This window comes from Hymenobacter sp. 102, from assembly GCF_049949205.1.
In the GTDB taxonomy this organism is placed as follows: Bacteria; Bacteroidota; Bacteroidia; order Cytophagales; family Hymenobacteraceae; genus Hymenobacter.
The window spans coordinates 184,945-204,018 of sequence record NZ_CP188172.1; the positions used below are offsets into that span (position 1 = coordinate 184,945).

A 19,074-nucleotide genomic window follows, 5' to 3' on the forward strand; every position below is an offset into this window, starting at 1 on the left:
AGCATGTCATTCCTCGCGGGCTCGGAATGACATGCTGTTAGCCTATTTCACCGCCAGGTCAAACATCTTGTCCTCGCCGATGAAGCCGGTGAGCTGGTCGCCGATTTTGACGGGGCCCACGCCGCTGGGCGTGCCGGTGAAAATCAGGTCACCCATTTTCAGGGTGATGAACTGGGAGATGTAGCTGATGATTTTGGAGAAGTCGTGCAGCATCAGGCCGGAGTTGCCCTGCTGGCGCACTTCGCCGTTCACTTCCAGCCGAAAGTCGATGTTCTTCAGGTCGGCAAACTCCGCAACTGGTTTGAACTCCTGCGAAATGGGGGCCGAGCCGTCGAAGCCCTTGGCCAGCTCCCAGGGCAGGCCCTTGCTTTTGAGCTTGCTTTGCAGGTCGCGGGCCGTGAAGTCAATGCCCAGTCCGATGGCGTCAAAGTAGGTAGGGGCAAACTTCTCCTCGATATTCTTGCCGTTTTTGCAGATGCGCAGCACCAGCTCTACCTCGTGGTGGATGTCCTGGGAAAAATCGGGGAGGAAGAAGGGCTGGTTGCGCTGGAGCAGGGCAGTATCAGGCTTGGCGAAGATGACGGGAGCGTCGGGCGTTTCGTTCTGGAGTTCGGCAATATGTTCGGCGTAGTTGCGGCCGATGCAGAGGATTTTCATGCTCAGGGAGTTGGGGGAAACTGGACCGGCCGGGCCGGATAAAAAGCCGTGTACTGATACGGCCGACGAGGTAAACGGTCAAAAATAGCGTTTAATTCGTGGGCTGGAAACCCAAACGGGCCCGGTTTTACCTGCCGAAAAGGGCCACGTAAACATTTTGCCCACCCCCGCACGTATAGCACCGCAGGCAGGTACCGCCTACTGTCTGGCTTCCTGATTCGCCCGCCTTTCGTTCTGTTTTCCGTCCCGTCAACCGTCTTTTCCATGCTCAAGAAAATTGCTTTGGCCAGTTGCCTGTTCGTGGCCGCCGCCTGCTCTACGGTGCCCATCACTGGTCGTCGCCAGCTCAGTCTGGTTTCCGATACGGAGATGAATACGATGGCCGCCCAGGAATACCAGAAAGTACTTAGCAGCAGCCGCGTTATTAACAGCGGCGAGCAGGCAGCCATGGTAAAGCGGGTGGGCCAGCGCATTCAACAGGCTGTGGAAATGTACTTCCGCCAGCAAAACCAGCAGGCCCAGCTGGAAGGCTATCAGTGGGAGTTCAACCTGATTGACGACAAACAGGAAAACGCCTGGTGTATGCCCGGCGGTAAAGTGGCCGTGTACAGCGGTATTCTGCCCATTACGCAGGACGAGAACGGTCTGGCCGTAGTAATGGGCCACGAAATTGCCCACGCCGTGGCCCGGCACAGCTCGGAGCGCATGAGCCAGCAGATGGCCGCGCAGGGCCTGGGAGGGGTAGTTTCGGCGGCGGTGGGGCAGAATCCCACGGCTACTCAGAATGTGTTTTTGCAGGCGGTGGGCGTGGGCTCCTCGCTGGGACTGTTGAAGTACGGCCGCAGCCAGGAGTCGGAAGCCGACCACCTGGGGCTGATCTTCATGGCTATGGCCGGCTACAACCCCGACGGAGCCATTGCGTTCTGGCAACGCATGGAGGCCCGCGAAAATCAGGCTTCGCCCCCGGAATTCCTCTCCACTCACCCCTCCAACGGTACGCGCATTGCCGCCATCCAGAAGGAGCTGCCCGAGGCCCGGCAATACTACAAACCCCGTTAACTTACGGCTGCCTATTCAGCCCATCTAAATGAACTGTATCCCGCGCCCTGCGCTATACCTGCTGAGTACCGGCCTGCTGTTGCTGGGCGGTCTGACGGCCTGCGAAACCACCAAACGGGGCTTTCCGGAAATGAGCGCCCCCACCACCGACACGGAAGAGATGCGTCGTAAACGGGAGGTGGTGAGCAAGCAGATTGCCGAAGTATCGGAGGGCAAAATCCGGTACATTATCCCGCGGGAACAACTTTCCGCTGCCTTTACCCGGGAGTTTGGCGACGGGACGGCCATTGACAAAACCATCATCCGGAAGGTGCAGGAGACGCCCAAGGACAAAGCCGTGTACTATATCGTGGGTATGGGTTTGCGCAATGGTATGTACCGGGCCATGGCGCTGCCTTTGCAAACCTCCACCGATAACAGTCTTTACCTGCCATCCAATGCCGCCCGCTACATTATTACGGGCGTAGGCTGCACGTTTTGCTTTTTCAACTTTGAGAAAAACGAAATTGTAGGCACTACCTGTGAGGAAAATACCGGAGGCAGCCGCTGCGACCTGCGCGTGGAGTCCAACAACACTTTCTTCTCCCGTAAGTAGCCATGCTTAGCCGTAAATGGATTCTGCGCCTTTCCCTGACTGCCCTGGCCTTGCTGGTTACCACCGACCGGCGCCGCAAGGCCCCCGAGGACGTCAGCAGTAAAAAGTAAAAGCGAAACGCCCGGTGCTACTATATGCATCGGGCGTTTCGCTTTCAGGCCGTGTGAACATTCTATTCCTGAAACGTCATGCAGAGGTGCAGCCTCTGCATGACGTTTCAGGATTTTCGCAGGCAGATGAGCTGCCCGCAAGGTTTAAGCCAGGCCTTCCTGCACCAGCTCCACAAACCGCGCAATGCGGTTCACCAGCACATCGGGGTTTACTTTTTCCAGCGGGTGGGGGGTATTCATGATGATTTCGAAGGTGGCGCGGGGCATGTGGTCGGCGAAGGCGCGGGAGGCGTCCACGCCGGCGGTTTTATCCAGCTCGCCCACCAGCACCTGCACCGGTACTTCCAGCGCGGCCAGGTTGTCGGCGTTGAGCAGAGGCGCGTCGCCCAGCCCCCGCAGCAGGCTCGCCGTAGCAGCCAAAAACTCCGGCAAGGGAGTGGGCGCGTGCAGCTGCTCCAGGTGGTGGGCAAACTGCGGTACTTTCTCGCGCATGGCGGAGGCATCCAGCAGCCGGGTAGCCTGCGCAGCCGTGCCCGGCGTCCAGTCGAACTTGGTACCCAGGGTGGTGATGCTGGTAAATAGCTCCGGCCACGTTACGGCAGCCGTAAGGGCCGCGTAACCACCCATACTGTACCCAAACACGTGCACCGGCGGTAGGTTGCGGTCCAGAATAAACTGCCGGATTTCCCAGGCAAAGTGCTTCATCGAAAATGCTTCCGGTACCAACGGCTGCCCGCCGTGGCCCCCGAAGGAGAAGGAATGCACATCGTAAAACGGCGGCAGCTCCCGCTTCAAAAACTTCAGCTCCGCTTCTGAGCCAAGAGCCCCGTGCAGGAGCAAGATAGTATGCTTCATGGTCTGATTTCCGCTGGCAGGCCTTGCTTGGCGCAGGTAGGGTACGCGGGCTGCCAGCGGCAGGTTGATTAGGTGGTTACGGCCGCCGCCAGCTGGTTCAGGTCCAGCCCATCGAAGGTACCCGAGGACATCATCAGCAGGTTGGCGTTCTGCCAGCTCTGGGCGTGCAGGAAGGCGGCCAGCTCCTGGCTGTCGGTGAAAACGCGCAAATCGGGCCGTTGGAAAGCTTGTTGCACGGCTTCGGGCGGGAGTGGGGGCAGGCGCTTGTGCTCCAGCACGTGGGGGTTGAAGTACACCACCGCTACGTCGGGGGCATCGAAGGTATGGGCGTACTGGGGCAAAAAGGCCGGGTTGAGGGAGCTGAACGTGTGCAGTTCCAGGCAGGCCACCAGCCGGCGCTCCGGGTACTGGTTTTTGAAGGCCGTGGCGGTGGCTTTCAGCTTGCTGGGCGCGTGGGCGAAATCCTTGTACACTACGGAGTCAGCGCCTTCCCGCACCTTCTCCAGGCGGCGGGCTGCGCCCTTGAACGTGGCCAGGGCCTCATAAAACTCCTTGCCTTTGATGCCCAGCTGCTTGCACACTTCCTTGGCCGCCGAGATGTTGCGCAGGTTGTGTGCTCCAAACACCTGCACGGGCACTTCTTCGTCCTTTTTGGTCAGCAGGTAGGTTTTGCCGTCCCGAATAACGTGCTCGTGCGGACCGTAGCCAATGTACTTCACATCGGGGGAGCTGGGCACTGTTACCAGCTGCACCTGCTCGTCGTCCTGGTCGTAGATGAGCACGCCGGCTTTGGGCGTCATCTCCGCAAAAATCCGGAACTGCTCCCGGTACACCTCCTCCGTGGGAAACACGTTGATGTGGTCCCAGCTGATGCCGGAAATGACGCCGATGTGGTGCTGGTAGAGGTGAAACTTGGGCCGTCGGTCGATGGGGGAGGACAGGTATTCGTCGCCTTCAATGATGATGATGGGCGCGTCGTCAGTGAGCTGCACCATCAGGTCGAAGCCCTCCAGCTGGGCCCCCACGGCGTAGTCGAACTTACGGCCCCAGTGGCGCAGTACGTGCAGGATAAGCGAAGTAATGCTGGTTTTGCCGTGCGAGCCCCCAATGACAATGCGCTGCTTGTCGCGGGAAGCCTCGTAGATAAACTCAGGAAAGGAATACACCCGCAGGCCCAGCTCCTGAGCGCGCAGCAACTCGGGGTTGTCGGGGCGGGCGTGCATGCCCACAATCACGGCGTCAAGGTCCTGGGTAATCTTCTCCGGGAACCAGCCTTCTGCGGCTGGGAGCAAACCGGCAGCGGCTAACCGGCTCTTGGCGGGCTCAAATATTTCGTCATCGGAACCCGTTACCTGGGCCCCGCGCTGGTGGAGGGCCAAAGCCAGGTTGTGCATAATGCTGCCCCCGGTTGCAATCAGGTGCAGGCGTTGGAGCGAAGAAGGGGTTGCGGCCATTCGGGAAAGTAAGTAAGCAGGCCACAAAGGTACATTGCCCGGCCGATGTGTACGTGGACAGAGGCCACCGGGCCCGCGCCGTGGGGATTGGGTCCTGGGACCTTATCCTACTCTGCTCATCCTCAGTCACTGAGCTTATCCCGGTAACGTTCTGCTTAGTATCAGCATACAAAAAAGAAACCTTTTCTGCCAGTCCCGGATTGTAGAGCCCAGCCGTTAGATTTGTGCCCCTTTGGCTGAAAAGTTGAAAAGACCGGGCCGGAATCCTGCCCAAAACCGGCCCAACCTGCTTACCTTGTAGTGCTTAGTTAGTAATGAACGACCGGATGGATGACCGCCTGAAACTTTCGGCCTCGCGGGCCAAAGCTGCCTGGAACAGCCGCCCGGCGCAGCTGCCCATGGGTGGAGCCGCGGGCAAACTGCCGCCCCAGGCCCTGGAGCTGGAAGCCGCCGTGCTGGGGGCCCTCATGCTGGAAAAGGATGCCCTGACCACGGTTATCGACATTCTGAAACCCCAGAGTTTCTACAAGGAAGGCCACATCCGCATCTTCAAGGCTATCCTGAACCTGTTCGACAAGTCGGAGCCGATTGATATTCTGACGGTTACGCACGAGCTGCGGGAAATGGGCGAGCTGGAGGCGGCCGGCGGCGCGCACTACGTGGCCAACCTCACCTTCAAGGTGAACTCGGCGGCCAATATTGAGTACCACGCCCGCATCATTACCGAAAACGCCATCAAGCGGGAGCTCATCCGTATTGCCTCCGACATTCAGCGCGACGCCTTCGAGGATACCACCGACGTGTTTAACCTGCTCGACAGCACCGAGCAGTCGTTATTCGAGGTGTCGGAATCCAACATCCGCAAGAACTTTGATGATATGCGCAGCCTGATGGGCAAGGCCATCAAGGAGCTGGAAGAAAAGAAGGATCAGAAGGACGGCCTCACCGGCGTGCCCTCCGGATTTTCGGCCTTAGACCGGGTTACGTCGGGCTGGCAACCCTCTGACCTGGTGATTATTGCCGCGCGCCCCGGTATGGGTAAATGTCTTGGTAAAGGCACCAAAGTGCTGATGTTCGATGGTACCCTGCGCAACGTGGAAGACGTGCGGGCCGGCGAGCTGCTGATGGGCGACGACTCGACCCCGCGCCGGGTGCTGAGCATTGCCCGGGGCCGTGAGAACATGTACTGGGTGCGCCAGAACAAGGGTGAAGCCTACCGCGTGAACGAAAGCCATATTCTCTCGCTCAAGCGCAGCCGCACCGAGGGCCCGCACCGCCACGGCGACGTGCTCAACATCACCGTAAAGGACTGGCTCGGCAAATCGGCCAAGTTTCGCTCTAACTACAAAGGCTATAAGGTGGCCGTTGAGTTTGCTGCGCAGGAAGTGCCGGTGGAGCCGTATTTCCTGGGGCTGTGGCTGGGCGATGGTGCTTCGGACAACTGCCGCATCACCAGCCAAGACCCGGAAATCATCGACTATCTGCATCAGTACGCGGCCGACCTGGATATGCAGGTAACGGTGGGCGTGGTGGATAACCGCTGCAACAGCTACGGTATCACGCGAGGCCGGCAGGGCGGCAGTATTGCCCAATATTCCGTGCAGGACGAGCTGCGCCAGCTGGACGTGCTCAGTGACAAGCATATTCCGCAGCCGTACCTGAGCAACAGCACCGAAACCCGCCTGCAGCTGCTGGCCGGCCTCATCGACTCCGACGGCCACTTCGACCCGGTATCCAACGGCTACGAAATCACCCAGAAAAACCACCGCCTGGCCCGCCAGATCAAGTTTCTGGCCGACTCGCTGGGCTTCCGGACTTCGCTGCGCAAAAAGCGGGCATCCATCAGCGCCATCGGCTTCGAAAGCGAGGTGTACCGGGTGCGCATCTACGGCGACATTGACCGGGTACCGGTGCGGGTAGCCCACAAGCAGGCCCAGCCCTGGCGCAGCCCCGTCGACTGGCGTATGACCGGCATTTCAGTGGAGTTTGACGGAGAGGACGACTATTACGGCTTCAGCATCGACGGCAACCGGCTGTTTCTGCTGCAGGACATGACCGTGACGCACAACACCGCCTTCGTAGTATCGGCCATGCGCAATGCGGCGGTGGAGTTCAAGAAGCCGGTGGCTATTTTCTCGTTGGAAATGTCCTCGCTGCAGCTCGTGAACCGTCTGATTTCGGCCGAGGCGGAGCTGGATTCGGAGAAAATCAAGAAGGGCAACCTGGCCGACTACGAGTGGGCGCAGCTGAACCACAAGATTTCTGCCCTGTCGTCGGCTCCCATTTACATTGACGATACGCCGGGCCTCAGTATCCGAGAGCTGCGCACCAAGTGCCGCCGTCTCAAAGCCCACCACGACATCCAGATGATCATCATCGACTACCTGCAGCTGATGACGGGTAACACGGATGGCAAGGGCGGGGGCAACCGGGAGCAGGAAATTGCCTCGATTTCGCGGGCGCTCAAGGGTATTGCCAAAGAGCTGAACGTGCCGGTGCTGGCCCTGTCGCAGCTGAGCCGCTCGGTGGAAACCCGCGGCGGCGACAAGAAGCCCCAACTCAGTGACCTTCGGGAATCGGGCTCCATCGAGCAGGACGCCGACATGGTGGTGTTCCTGTACCGCCCCGAGTACTATAAGATTACGGAGGACGAAATGGGTAACCCCACCCAGGGTACCGGCGAGGTGATTATTGCCAAGCACCGGAACGGCTCCCTGGAAACCGTGCAGCTGAAGTTCATCGGCAAGTTCACCAAGTTTGCCGACCTCGACGGGGCCGGCGGCGGCTTCGGCGACGCGGGCTTCAACCCCGGCGCTTTCCCCACCAGCACCTTCGACGACGACCAATCCGGTTTCGCCCCGAACACCATCCGCCTCGGCTCCCGCATCAACAACGACGGCCCGCCGCCCGCCCAGCCCTTCCCCCGCAGCACCTTCGACGACGGGCCCCCGCCGTTTTAATTCGGCAAGAAACCCAAACCGCCCGCTGAAACCAGCGGGCGGTTTGGGTTTCCAGAACGTCATGCTGAGCTTGTCGAAGCATCTCTACTGCTTCATTGGATTACCATGGCAACGAAGCGGTAGAGATGCTTCGACCACGCCTCCGGCTCCGCTCAGCATGACGCTCTGTTACTTTAAGTTCAAACGACCCTACCCAAACATACCCACCGCATCCTTGCTGGGCAGGGCGGTTTTGCCCATCAGAAACAGGTCTACCTGGCGGGCGGCTTCGCGGCCTTCGGAAATGGCCCATACTACGAGTGACTGGCCGCGGCGCATGTCGCCGGCCACGAAGACGTTGGGCTGAGAGGTGAGGAAGTTGGTGTCGGAAGGGGTACGTACGTTGCCCCGGTCGTCGAGGGCTACGCCGAGCTGCTCCAGCAGCCCTTCGTAGCGGGGGGAGGCGAAGCCCAGGGCCAACAGGGCCAGCTGGCAGGGGATTTCGCGCGCCGAACCTTCGATTTCGGTGAAGGCGAGGCGGCGGCCCAGCACGTCGGTTTCCCAAGTAACGTCGGTGACCAGCAGGGCCCGCAGGCGGCCGTGCTCATCAGCCAGGAAGGCTTTGGTGTTGATGCCCCAGTAGCGCTGGCAGCCTTCCTCGTGAGAAGTGCTGGTGCGGAACACGGCCGTGGGGTAGTGGGGCCAGGGCTCGAAGTGGGGCCGCTCGGGGGCGGGCTGGTGCATAAGGGCAAACTGCGTGACGGAGCGGGCCTGCTGGCGGTTGGCTGTGCCCACGCAGTCGGAGCCGGTGTCGCCGCTGCCGATGACCACCACGTCGAGGCCGGTGGCCTGAATGTCGGGTTCCGACAGCGGCAGCCCGCTTACGCGGCGGTTGTGCTGAGTGAGGTAGTCCATGGCGAAGTGGATACCGGGCAGCTTGCGACCGGGCAGGGGCAGGTCTTTGGGTACCAGGGCCCCGCCGGCCAGCACCACCGCGTCGAACTGAGCGGCCAGCTCCCGGGCCGGGATGTCGCGGCCTACTTCGGTGTTGCAGCGAAACTGCACGCCGTCTTCTTCCAGCAGGCGCAGGCGGCGGTCAATCACCCATTTATCCAGCTTGAAATCGGGGATGCCGTAACGCAGCAGGCCGCCGGGCCGGTCGTCGCGCTCAAACACCGTCACGGCGTGGCCGGCCCGCACCAGTTGCGCTGCCGCCGCCAGCCCGGCCGGCCCCGAGCCCACCACGGCCACCGATTTGCCGGTTTTGAGTACCGGCGCGGTGGGCCGCACGTAGCCCCGGGCAAAGGCCGTTTCGATGATGTGCTTCTCGATTTCCTCAATGGCCACCGGTGCCGCATTAATCCCCAGCACGCAGGCCGATTCGCAGGGGGCGGGGCAGATGCGGCCGGTAAACTCGGGGAAGTTGTTGGTAGCACTCAGAATCTGGTAGGCCTGCTCCCAGTCCTGGCGGTACACGGCGTCGTTGAACTCGGGGATGATGTTGCCCAGCGGGCAGCCCGCGTGGCAGAACGGAATACCGCACTCCATGCACCGCCCCGACTGCTGCCGCAGCTGCGTATCGGAGTACTGGCCCACAAACTCACGGTTGTGCGCCACGCGCTCCTGCGGGGCGGCCTTTGCGGGCAGCTCCCGCTGAAATTCCTTGAAACCGGTGCTATTGCCCATGTGCGTGGTGCCTCACCCCCCGGCCCCCTCTCCTTCAGAGAGGGGGAGCCAGACGATTCGGACGGTTGTAGAGACGCAACATCTTGCGTCTCGTCGTTGCTGATGTTGTTTTGACTGCGTGGTGCTGATTATGCCGGCTGGCGGGCCATGCCGGCTGGCGGCTCGTTCTGGCGGGAGATGCAAAATATTGCGTCTCTACATCGTGCCGTCAGGTTCCCCCTCTTCTCCTGGAGAGGGGGCCGGGGGGTGAGGCATTACCCCACCGCTACCCGGGCCTTCTGCAGCACCTTTTTGTATTCGCTGGGGAACACCTTCACGAACTTGCCGGCTTCCTCAGGCCAGTTGGCGAGCAGGAAGGCGGCTAGCTGGCTGCCGGTGAGCTCGTGGTGCTGGCGGAGCAGGTGCTGGATGTGAGTTTCGTCGTCGGCGTCGAGCGGGTCGAGCTCCACCATTTCGGGGTTGCAATTTTGGGGGAAGGAGCCGTCGGCGTCGTACACCCAGGCGATGCCCCCGCTCATGCCGGCGGCGAAGTTGCGGCCGGTGGGGCCCAGGATGAGGGCTCGTCCTCCCGTCATGTACTCGCAGCCATGGTCGCCCACGCCCTCCACCACGGCCGTGGCCCCGGAGTTGCGCACCGCGAACCGCTCCCCGGCCTGCCCGCGCACGAACAGCTCGCCGGAAGTTGCCCCGTACAAAGCCACGTTGCCGATGATGATGTTCTGCTCGGGCGCAAACCGGGCGTCGAGGGCGGGGTGAATGATGAGGCGGGCCCCGCTCAGGCCCTTGCCCACGTAGTCGTTGGCCTCGCCTTCGAGCCGGAAGCTCAGCCCCCGCACGCTGAAGGCCCCGAAGCTCTGCCCCGCCGACCCGCGGAAGTTGTACTCGATGGTGCCCTCGGGCAGCCCGGCGGCGTGGTAGCGCTTGGTGATTTCGTTGGAGAGCAGCGTGCCGATGGTGCGGTTGGTGTTGCCCACGGCAAACTCAGCCCGCACCGGCTGCTGGTAGTCCAGGGCCGGGCGGGCGTGCTCCAGCAGCTGCCAGTCGAGGATGTGCTGGAGGCCGTGGTCCTGCGCCTCGCTTTGGTGCAGGGTGCTGCCGGCCGCGGGGGAGGTCAGGTACAGCAGGTCGCGCAGGTCGAGGTGGCGGGCTTTCCAGTGCTGGATGTCGGGGCGGGGCTTGAGGAATTGGGCCCGGCCCACCATTTCGTTCACGGTGCGGAAGCCTAGCTCAGCCATGATTTCGCGCAGCTCCTCGGCCAAGAAGCGGAACAGGTTCACGATGTGCTCGGGCTGCCCGCTGAACAGGCGGCGCAGCTCGGGGTCCTGGGTAGCCACGCCCACGGGGCAGGTGTTGAGGTGACATTTTCGCATCATCACGCAGCCCCCGGCTACCAGCGCGGCGGTGGCCACACCCCATTCCTCGGCCCCCAGCAGGGTGGCAATGGCCAGGTCGCGGCCGGTTTTCAGCTGACCGTCGGCTTGCAGCACCACCCGGCTGCGGAGCTGGTTGCGCACCAGCGTCTGGTGGGCTTCGGCCAGGCCCAGCTCCCAGGGTAGCCCGGCGTGGCGGATGCTGCTCAGGGGCGAAGCGCCGGTGCCACCATCAAAGCCCGCAATCAGAATCACGTCGGCGTGGGCTTTGGCTACGCCGGCGGCAATGGTGCCCACCCCGGCCTTGCTCACCAGCTTCACGTTGATGCGGGCCTGGCGGTTGGCGTTTTTGAGGTCGAAGATGAGCTGGGCCAGGTCCTCAATGGAGTAAATGTCGTGGTGGGGCGGGGGCGAGATGAGGCCCACGCCGGGCGTGGCGTGGCGCACCCGGGCAATCCACTCGTCCACCTTGTGGCCGGGCAGCTGGCCGCCCTCGCCAGGCTTGGCACCCTGGGCCATCTTGATTTGCAGCTCGTCGGCGTTGGTGAGGTAGTGGGCCGTCACGCCGAAGCGGGCCGAGGCCACCTGCTTAATGGCCGAGCGCATGGAGTCGCCGTTTTCCATTACCTCGTAGCGCATGGGGTCTTCGCCGCCCTCGCCGGTGTTGCTTTTGCCCCCAATGCGGTTCATAGCAATGGCTAGGGTGCTGTGCGCCTCGTGCGAAATCGAGCCAAACGACATGGCCCCGGTGGCAAAGCGCCGCATGATGCTCTCGGCCGGCTCTACCTCCGCCAGCGGCACGGCTGGGCGGTGGCGGGCAAAATCCAGCAATCCGCGCAGCGTGAAGGCCCCTTTGCCGGGCTCGTTCACCAGCCGGGCGTAGCGTTGATACGTTTCGTAGGAGTTGGTGCGGGTGGCGTGCTGCAGCAGGTGCACGGTTTCGGGGTTGAACTGGTGGGCCTCGCCCCGCCGCCGCCACTGATACACGCCGCCCTCGGGCAGCAGCAACTGTTCTTCCAGGGTGCTGCTCCGGAAGCCCTGGAAATGCTTGAACAGGGTTTCGCGGGCAATTTCATCAAGCCCCAGCCCACCAATGCGCGTCACGGCCCCGGTGAAGTACTGGTCCACCACGGCCCGGTTCAGACCCAGAATTTCGAACACCTGCGCGCCGTGGTAGCTCTGCAGCGTGCTGATGCCCATTTTGGAGAAGATTTTCAGCAGACCGTCGCACACCGCCTTCTGGTAGTTGGCTTCCAGCCTGGGCACGCTCAAAGTAGTGCCCAGCCGCCCCTCGTACTGCAGCGTGCGGATGGTGCTGAGGGCCAGGTAGGGGTTGATGGCCGTAGCTCCGAAGGCCAACAGACAGGCAAAATGATGCACCTCCCAGGCGTCGCCGGCTTCCACCACCAGCCCCACCGAGCCCCGGTAGCCCTTCCGAATCAGGTGGTGGTGCACCGCCGACACGGCCAGCAACGACGGAATGGCGGCGTGCTCCGAATCCAGGGCCCGGTCCGACAGAATCAGCACCTCAAACCCGTCGTCCACCGCATCCTCGGCGTAGCGGCAGAGGCGGGCCAGGCCGGCGGCCAGCGCCCCCGGCTTGCCATCGGCCCGGAAGTAGGTGTTGATGGTTTTGGCGTTGAACAGTCCCGTATCGATGCTGCGCAGCTTTTCCAGCTCGTGGTTGGTGAGGATGGGCTGACGCAGGGCCACGCAGTGGCAGTGCATCTTGTCCTCGTCGAGGATGTTGCCGTTGTTGCCGATGAAGGTGGCCAGGCTCATTACCAGCCGCTCCCGAATGGGGTCGATGGGCGGGTTGGTGACCTGGGCGAAGAACTGCTTGAAGTAGCTGCTCAGGTGCTGGGGCTGGTCAGAAAGTACCGCCAGCGGCGAATCGACGCCCATGGAGCCGATGGGCTCTTTGCCTTCCACCGCCATCGGCGTGAGAATGGTGTCAATATCCTCGCGGGTGTAGCCGAATACCTGGTGGTACTTGAACACCGACTCGGCCGATAAATCGGTGAACACCAGCCGGGGCTCGGGTAATTCCTCCAGCCGAATCTGGTACTCGCTCAGCCACTGGCCGTAGGGCTGGCGCGTGGCGGCTTGGGTTTTCAGCTCCTCGTCGGTGATAATCTGGCCCGCCACGGTATCAATCAGCAGCATTTTGCCGGGCTGCAGACGGCCCTTGCGCACCACCCGGGCTTCGGGCAGACCCGCGCCCAGCACCCCGGCCTCGGAGGCTACCAGCACCCGGCCGTCGTCGGTGAGGGCGTAGCGCAGGGGGCGCAAACCGTTGCGGTCCAGCATGGCCCCCACCATGCGGCCATCGGTGAACAGCAGGGCCGCCGGGCCGTCCCAGGGAGCCATAAACGTGGCGTGGAACTCGTAGAAGGCCTTTTTGAGCGGGTCCATCTGCTCGTTGCCGTCCCAGGCCTCGGGCACCAGTAGCATCATCACCTGGGGCAGGCTCCGGCCGCAGTGCAGCAGCAGTTCCACAATGTTGTCGAGGCAGGCTGAGTCCGACTGGCCGGAGTCGATGACGGGCAGCAGAATTTCCATTTCCTCGGCCGAGAAGTAGGGCGAGAGGTAGGAGGGCAGGCCGGCGTAAAACCAGTTGAGGTTGCCGCGCAGGGTGTTGATTTCGCCGTTGTGGGCCAGCAGCCGGAAGGGCTGGGCCAGCCGCCAGCTGGGGAAGGTATTGGTTGAAAACCGGCTGTGCACCAGCCCCAGCCCCGAGGTCACGCGCTCATCCGACAGCTCGGGGTAGTAGCCGCGCACCTGGTAGGTGGTCAGCTGGCCCTTGTAGATGATAACGCGGCAGGAAAACGACGTGAAGTAGACTTCTTCGCCCGCGAGCTGGGCGGCGGCTTCCCGGTTGATGAGGCGGCGCAGCACGTAGAGCTTGCGCTCAAACTCCTCGGGCGTGTGCACGCCGGTGGGGCGGCCCACAAACACCTGCTCCACGGCCGGCTCGGCGGCCAGGGCCGTGGGGCCAATGCCGGCGGGGTTCACCGGCACCGGCCGGTAGCCCAGCACCGGAAACCCCAGCCGGGCCGCGGCCTGGCTGATAAGGTCGCGGCTGATGTGGCGCAGGGCCTCGTTTTTGGGCAGGAAGGCCATGCCCACGCCGTACTCGCCGGGCTCGGGCAGGCGGATGCCCAGCGTGGTACACTCCTCCAGCAGAAACCAGTGGGGCAGCTGCAGCAGCAGGCCGGCCCCGTCGCCGGAGTCGGCGTCGCAGCCGCAGGCGCCGCGGTGTTCCATGTTTTCCAGAATCGTCAGCGCATCGGCCACAATCTGGTGCGAGCGGCGGCCATCCACGCAGGCAATAAAGCCGGTGCCGCAGGCGTCGTGCTCAAATTCGGGGCGATATAGTCCTTGCGGGGCAGTTTGCTCCATCGGATTAAGGTGTCGTAGGTTCAGGCAAGCGTGACCCCCGGCAGCAGGTCCGAGCCCATTATACCGCCACCGCGCGGGGTCGGCCGAGTGGACCGCGCACGTTTTCCGGTTTCAAACCCCGGCGGGTTTTGGCGGTTGCCAAGAGGTAAACGGGGCTGCGGGGCACGGCAGCGGCCGTTTTCGGCAGTGGCCCCGGCTCCGGCCGCTACGATTTCCAACCCCCGCCCAAACTCCGATATTTGCCCGTATGAAAGACCTGCTGCGCCCCGACCTGACCTTCCGCCTCACCGGCCGCCTGTGGGTGGAATCCACGGACGACCGGTTTATGGGCATCGGGCGGCTGGAGTTGCTGCGCCAGATTCAGCAGCACGGCTCCATCTCGAAGGCGGCGCAGGAAATGGGCATGTCGTACAAGCGGGCCTGGGACTTGGTGTCGTCGCTGAACGCCCAGAGCGCCCGGCCGCTGGTGCTCACCCAAACCGGCGGCAAGCGTGGCGGCGGCACGGTGGTAACGCCCGAGGGCGAGGCCCTGATTGCGGAGTTCGAGGGTTTGCAGGCGCGGTTTCAGGCGTTTCTGGCGGCGGAGGCGGCGCGGTTGTTCTAGCGTTGATTTTTCGCGCAGTGGCTCGCGGTGGAAGACGCAGTGTCTCGCAGTGAACAGCCACTCCGAACCACTGCGCCTTCCACCGCGAGCCACTGCGCGAAAACCTCCCGCCCGGTTATTCGTTATGTTTGAAAAAACATAACGCATGAAACACGTTACGCCCGCTCTGTTGCTGCTTCCGATACTGGCCCACGCCCAGGCCCCCGCCGACACCACGCGGCTGGGGGAGGTGGTGGTGACGGCCTCGAAGGTGGAGGAAAGTATTCTACAGTCGCCCGTAACGGTGGAGAAGCTCAACGCCCGCCAGCTGCGGCTCACGCCCGCGGCCTCGTTTTTCGATGCCATTGAGCACCTGAAGGGCGTGCAGATGATAACGCCCAGCCTGGGGTTTCGGGTGCTGAACGCCCGGGGCTTCAGCAACACCACCAACGTGCGCTTCGCCCAGCTCGTGGACGGCATCGACAACCAGGCCCCGCACATTGGCGGGCCCATTGGGAACGTGCTGGGGCCGAGTGATTTGGATATTCAGGCCGTGGAGCTGGTGCCGGGCACGGCCGCGGCGCTGTACGGGCTCAACGCCATCAATGGGCTGGCCAACTTCAGCACCCGCAACCCGTTCCGCAGCCCCGGCCTGCGCGTGCAGCAAAAAACCGGCATCAACCACCTCAACGACCCGGCCACCGGCGCGCACGCTTTTTCCGAAACCAGTGTGCGCTACGCCCGGGTGCTGGGTTCGAAGTGGGCGGTGAAGGTGAACGGCACCTACCTGCGCGGCTACGACTGGATTGCCCGCGACCCGACCGACATCAACCCCAACGGCAACGCCACCACCGGCCTGCTGGGGGCCGATAACCCCGCCCGCGACCCGGTGAGCAGCTACGGCAACGAATCATCGAACCGCTCGACGCTGACGCTGGGGGGCAAAAGCTACCAGGTGGCCCGCACCGGCTACCGGGAGCAGGACGTGACCGACTACCAGCTGCAAACCCTCAAGTACGACGCAGCCCTGCACTACAAGCTTACCGATAAAACGGAGCTGGCCTACACCTACCGCGGGGCCAACTTCGACAACGTGTACCAGCGCAGCAACCGGTTCCGGCTCGACAACTACCACCTGCAGCAGCACGCCCTGCAGCTCACCGGCCCCGTGGGGCAGGCCCGCGCCTACTTCACCCAGGAAAATACCGGCCGCAGCTATAACCTGCGCTCCGCCGCCGAAAATCTGGACCGCAGCTTCAAGCCCGATGCCCGCTGGAACCAGGATTACACCGCCGCCTGGAACGCGGCCGCACAGTCGGGCCAAACGGTGGCCCAGGCGCACGCCACGGCCCTCGCCGCCGCCGATGCCGGCCGCCTGCAGCCCGGCACGCCGGAGTTTGAGCAGCGCCTGCGCGAGCTGGCCGACATCAACAACTGGGACCAGGGCGCGGCCCTGCGCGTGCAGGCCGATATGCTGCACCTGGAAGGCCAGCTGAACCTCGGCGAAGCCCTGCGCCGGGGCGGCGGCAACCGCCTGCCCGCCTGGGCCGACGTGCTGCTGGGCCTCGACCACCGCACCTATTTCATCCAGCCCGACGGCAACTACTTCATCAACCCCACGGCGGGGGAGGACCCGTACAGCACGCTCACCTACGGCAAAACCGGCGGCTTTGTGCAGGCTGGGGCGCGGCTGGGGCAGGAGAAAGTCCGCCTGACGGCCACGCTGCGGGCCGATAAGAACGACTATTTCAGCACCCGCTTCAACCCCCGCCTCACGGCCGTGTACTCGCCCACCCAGCGCCACAACTTCCGGGTGAGCTACCAGAGCGGTTACCGCTTCCCGAGCCTGTTCGAGGGGTTTTCCAACGTGAACAGCGGGCAGGTGAAGCGCATCGGGGGGCTCCGGGTGATGTCGGACGGGGTGTTTGAGAACAGCTACTTGCGCAGCTCCATTGATGCGTTTAACGCGGCCGTGACGCGGGGCGTGAACACCGGCGGCCTCTCGCGCGGCCAAGCCATCAGCCAGAACCAGGGCCTGCTGGTGAAAAACCCCTACACCTACCTGCGGCCCGAGCACATCAACTCCATAGAACTGGGCTACAAAGCGGCCCTGCTGCCCGGCGGCCGCCTGCTGGCCGACGTGGATTTCTACTCCAACACCTACCGCGACTTTATTGCCCAAGTGGAAGCCTACGTGCCCCTGGACGCCACCGGCCAGCCCCTGCCCCCCGGCTCCGACCAGAACGCCGTAGCCACCGCCCTGAGCGCCCGCGCCGGCCAGGCCCGCTACCGCCTCTGGACGAACTCCCGCAGCCGGGTGTACAACTACGGCGGCTCGCTGGGTCTGCGCTACGAGGTGGCCGGCGGCTACCTGGCCGGGGCCAGCACCACCTACGCCCGCCTGCGCCGCACCGAGTCGGGCGACGGACTGGAGGATGGCTTCAACACCCCGCGCTGGGCCGCCAACGTAAGCCTGGGCAACGAAAACGTGGTGAAGAACTTCGGTTTTGGCCTCAACTACCACTGGCAGCAGCGCTACTACTCCCAAACCTTCCTGGTAACCGGCTACGTGCCCGCCTACGGCACCCTCGACGCCCAGCTCAGCTACCGCCTGCCCGAGCCCAACCTGCGCTTCAAACTAGGCGCCAGCAACGTGCTCAACCACTACTACGCCAGCTACCTCGGCGGCCCCAGCGTCGGCGGGCTGTACTACCTGCAGGTGACGGTTGGGTTGTAGAGACGCAATAGTTGGAGTCTAATCGTTGCTGATGTTGGACCTGTTGGGGAAGTTAATTCCAACATACAGCACGTCATGCTGAGCTTGCCGAAGCATCTCTTCCGCTTCTTTGCAATGGTAATCTATTGAAGCAGTAGAGATGCTTCGGCAAGCTCAGCATGACGTTTATTACCGAACCGTTCAACGACGAGACTCCAACTATTGCGTCTCTACTCCGTTCTGCCCCATGCTCGACGCCCTCCGCACGTACTTCCAAGGCAAGCTTCCGCTCACCGAAACGCAATTCTCCAGGCTGGCTAGCTTAATCACGCCGCGCCACTTGACGAAAGGGGAGGTACTGGGGCGGCAGGGCGAAACAGCACGCTTCGGGGCGTTTGTGGTGCGGGGCTGCCTGCGCAGCTACGTGACGGATGCCCGGCAGAAGGAGCACATCCTGCAGTTTGCCCCCGAAAACTGGTGGATTGCCGACCAGCATAGCCTGCGCCACCACCAGCCGGCCTTGTTTACCATTGAGGCCTTGGAAGACTCGGAGGTGCTGCTGTTTGGGGCCGGGTTCTATAACCAGATGGAGCAATTCGGACCGGCGTTTCAGCAGGTTTTCTACGAGTTGCTGCAGAACAGCTTGGTAGCCATGCAGCGCCGGCTGATTGGGGTGCTGAGCGCCCCGGCTGAGGCCCGGTATCAGGAGTTTCAGCAGCTGTACCCCACGCTGGCCCGGCGGCTGCCGCAGCGGCATATTGCGGCTTATCTAGGCATCACGCCCGAATCGTTGAGCCGGCTGCGGGCGGGCCGGGGGGAGAAGTGAATTGCAGCGTTGTATTTGGTAAAATATGACGAAATATAGAAATAATGCAGGGCCATTATATTCGAATTAGACTGTTATTTAGACTAAATATGGATATTGGGGTAACAAGCTGATAAATAAGGCGGCGGTAAGCTCAGGCAGTAAGGATAGGATTTTGTACAGGCAAAATACGCCGGAAAGTATAACGCCGGAACCGCCCGGCTCGTAGGCTGAAAAGGCTACCCGGCGTACTGCGCCTGGCTCAAGCCGCCGCGTATCTACTTCTATCACCTCAACCTTCTTTCTATGACCCAGCAACCGACCAACTCCGCGGCTTCCGCCGGCGGGGTGGCCGCGCCGCCGCCCACCGGCCCGGTTCGCCTCACCATCAACGGCGAGCAGCACACCCTGCAGATTGCCCCCTGGACCACGCTGCTCGACGCGCTGCGCGAATACCTGCACCTGACCGGCACCAAGAAAGGCTGCGACCATGGCCAGTGCGGAGCCTGCACCGTGCTGGTTGATGGCAAGCGCATCAACAGCTGCCTCACGCTGGCCGTGATGCACGAAGGTGAGAACATCACCACCATCGAAGGCCTCGGCACCCCCGAGAACCTGCACCCGCTGCAGCAGGCCTTCGTGGACCACGATGCCTTCCAGTGCGGCTACTGCACCCCCGGCCAGATCTGCTCGGCCCAAGGCCTCATCAACGAAGGCAAAGCCCGCACCGAGGACGAAATCCGGGAGCACATGAGCGGTAACGTGTGCCGCTGCGGCGCCTACGTCGGCATTCTGAATGCCGTGAAGGAAGTGGTGGACGCTAAAGGTGAGGTGGTGAAATAG

General features: G+C 62.8%; 12 protein-coding genes. 7 read left to right on the plus strand and 5 right to left on the minus strand.

Annotated elements, in window-relative coordinates; genetic code table 11:
• Positions 1-42: 42 nt before the first annotated feature.
• A complete protein-coding gene (locus ACN19L_RS00835) occupies positions 43-657 on the minus strand; it encodes a fumarylacetoacetate hydrolase family protein (protein ID WP_426491660.1) in 615 nt (204 codons plus the stop codon).
• A gap of 264 nt (positions 658-921) precedes the next feature.
• Here ACN19L_RS00835 and ACN19L_RS00840 point away from each other — a divergent pair, with 264 nt between their 5' ends.
• Positions 922-1,716 (plus strand): M48 family metallopeptidase, encoded by a 795-nt coding sequence (locus ACN19L_RS00840; protein WP_426491661.1) that lies wholly within the window; start codon positions 922-924, stop codon positions 1,714-1,716.
• Positions 1,717-1,744: 28 nt separating this feature from the next.
• Positions 1,745-2,311, plus strand: coding sequence for a hypothetical protein (locus tag ACN19L_RS00845; protein WP_426491662.1), 567 nt, complete (start codon positions 1,745-1,747; stop codon positions 2,309-2,311).
• Between the two features lie 254 nt (positions 2,312-2,565).
• Here ACN19L_RS00845 and ACN19L_RS00850 read toward each other — a convergent pair whose 3' ends face one another.
• Entirely contained in the window at positions 2,566-3,276 is a 711-nt protein-coding gene (locus ACN19L_RS00850; protein WP_426491663.1) for an alpha/beta fold hydrolase, read from the minus strand.
• Between the two features lie 68 nt (positions 3,277-3,344).
• Positions 3,345-4,730, minus strand: a complete 1,386-nt coding sequence (locus ACN19L_RS00855; RefSeq protein ID WP_426491664.1) for a UDP-N-acetylmuramate--L-alanine ligase — start codon at positions 4,728-4,730, stop codon at positions 3,345-3,347.
• A 398-nt stretch (positions 4,731-5,128) separates the two neighbouring features.
• On the opposite strand from ACN19L_RS00855, the gene dnaB reads away from it, so the two are divergent.
• Positions 5,129-7,690, plus strand: a complete 2,562-nt coding sequence (dnaB, locus tag ACN19L_RS00860; RefSeq protein WP_426493556.1) for a replicative DNA helicase — start codon at positions 5,129-5,131, stop codon at positions 7,688-7,690.
• 189 nt (positions 7,691-7,879) lie between these two features.
• Here dnaB and ACN19L_RS00865 read toward each other — a convergent pair whose 3' ends face one another.
• Together ACN19L_RS00865 and gltB are read right to left on the minus strand one after the other, a co-directional pair.
• Positions 7,880-9,355, minus strand: coding sequence for a glutamate synthase subunit beta (locus tag ACN19L_RS00865; RefSeq protein WP_426491665.1), 1,476 nt, complete (start codon positions 9,353-9,355; stop codon positions 7,880-7,882).
• A gap of 254 nt (positions 9,356-9,609) precedes the next feature.
• Positions 9,610-14,127, minus strand: coding sequence for a glutamate synthase large subunit (gene gltB / locus ACN19L_RS00870; RefSeq protein ID WP_426491666.1), 4,518 nt, complete (start codon positions 14,125-14,127; stop codon positions 9,610-9,612).
• A 247-nt stretch (positions 14,128-14,374) separates the two neighbouring features.
• On the opposite strand from gltB, the gene ACN19L_RS00875 reads away from it, so the two are divergent.
• The 4 genes from ACN19L_RS00875 to ACN19L_RS00890 all read left to right on the plus strand — a co-directional run bounded on the left by ACN19L_RS00875 (position 14,375) and on the right by ACN19L_RS00890 (position 19,074).
• Entirely contained in the window at positions 14,375-14,731 is a 357-nt protein-coding gene (locus ACN19L_RS00875) for a winged helix-turn-helix domain-containing protein (protein WP_426491667.1), read from the plus strand.
• Between the two features lie 145 nt (positions 14,732-14,876).
• Complete coding sequence (locus ACN19L_RS00880) at positions 14,877-17,447, plus strand: TonB-dependent receptor (RefSeq protein WP_426491668.1); 2,571 nt, start codon at positions 14,877-14,879, stop codon at positions 17,445-17,447.
• A 226-nt stretch (positions 17,448-17,673) separates the two neighbouring features.
• Complete coding sequence (locus ACN19L_RS00885) at positions 17,674-18,252, plus strand: Crp/Fnr family transcriptional regulator (protein ID WP_426491669.1); 579 nt, start codon at positions 17,674-17,676, stop codon at positions 18,250-18,252.
• A 285-nt stretch (positions 18,253-18,537) separates the two neighbouring features.
• Positions 18,538-19,074 carry a (2Fe-2S)-binding protein gene (locus tag ACN19L_RS00890; protein WP_426491670.1) on the plus strand — a complete coding sequence of 179 codons (537 nt, stop codon included), beginning with the start codon at positions 18,538-18,540 and terminating at the stop codon, positions 19,072-19,074.

Bases quoted from the DNA above. Each gene is read 5' to 3' on its own strand.
- ACN19L_RS00835 (WP_426491660.1), bottom strand. From the start codon at position 657: ATGAAAATCCTCTGCATCGGCCGCAACTACGCCGAACATATTGCCGAA.
- ACN19L_RS00840 (WP_426491661.1), top strand. From the start codon at position 922: ATGCTCAAGAAAATTGCTTTGGCCAGTTGCCTGTTCGTGGCCGCCGCC.
- ACN19L_RS00845 (WP_426491662.1), top strand. From the start codon at position 1,745: ATGAACTGTATCCCGCGCCCTGCGCTATACCTGCTGAGTACCGGCCTG.
- ACN19L_RS00850 (WP_426491663.1), bottom strand. From the start codon at position 3,276: ATGAAGCATACTATCTTGCTCCTGCACGGGGCTCTTGGCTCAGAAGCG.
- ACN19L_RS00855 (WP_426491664.1), bottom strand. From the start codon at position 4,730: ATGGCCGCAACCCCTTCTTCGCTCCAACGCCTGCACCTGATTGCAACC.
- dnaB (WP_426493556.1), top strand. From the start codon at position 5,129: ATGGGTGGAGCCGCGGGCAAACTGCCGCCCCAGGCCCTGGAGCTGGAA.
- ACN19L_RS00865 (WP_426491665.1), bottom strand. From the start codon at position 9,355: ATGGGCAATAGCACCGGTTTCAAGGAATTTCAGCGGGAGCTGCCCGCA.
- gltB (WP_426491666.1), bottom strand. From the start codon at position 14,127: ATGGAGCAAACTGCCCCGCAAGGACTATATCGCCCCGAATTTGAGCAC.
- ACN19L_RS00875 (WP_426491667.1), top strand. From the start codon at position 14,375: ATGAAAGACCTGCTGCGCCCCGACCTGACCTTCCGCCTCACCGGCCGC.
- ACN19L_RS00880 (WP_426491668.1), top strand. From the start codon at position 14,877: ATGAAACACGTTACGCCCGCTCTGTTGCTGCTTCCGATACTGGCCCAC.
- ACN19L_RS00885 (WP_426491669.1), top strand. From the start codon at position 17,674: ATGCTCGACGCCCTCCGCACGTACTTCCAAGGCAAGCTTCCGCTCACC.
- ACN19L_RS00890 (WP_426491670.1), top strand. From the start codon at position 18,538: ATGACCCAGCAACCGACCAACTCCGCGGCTTCCGCCGGCGGGGTGGCC.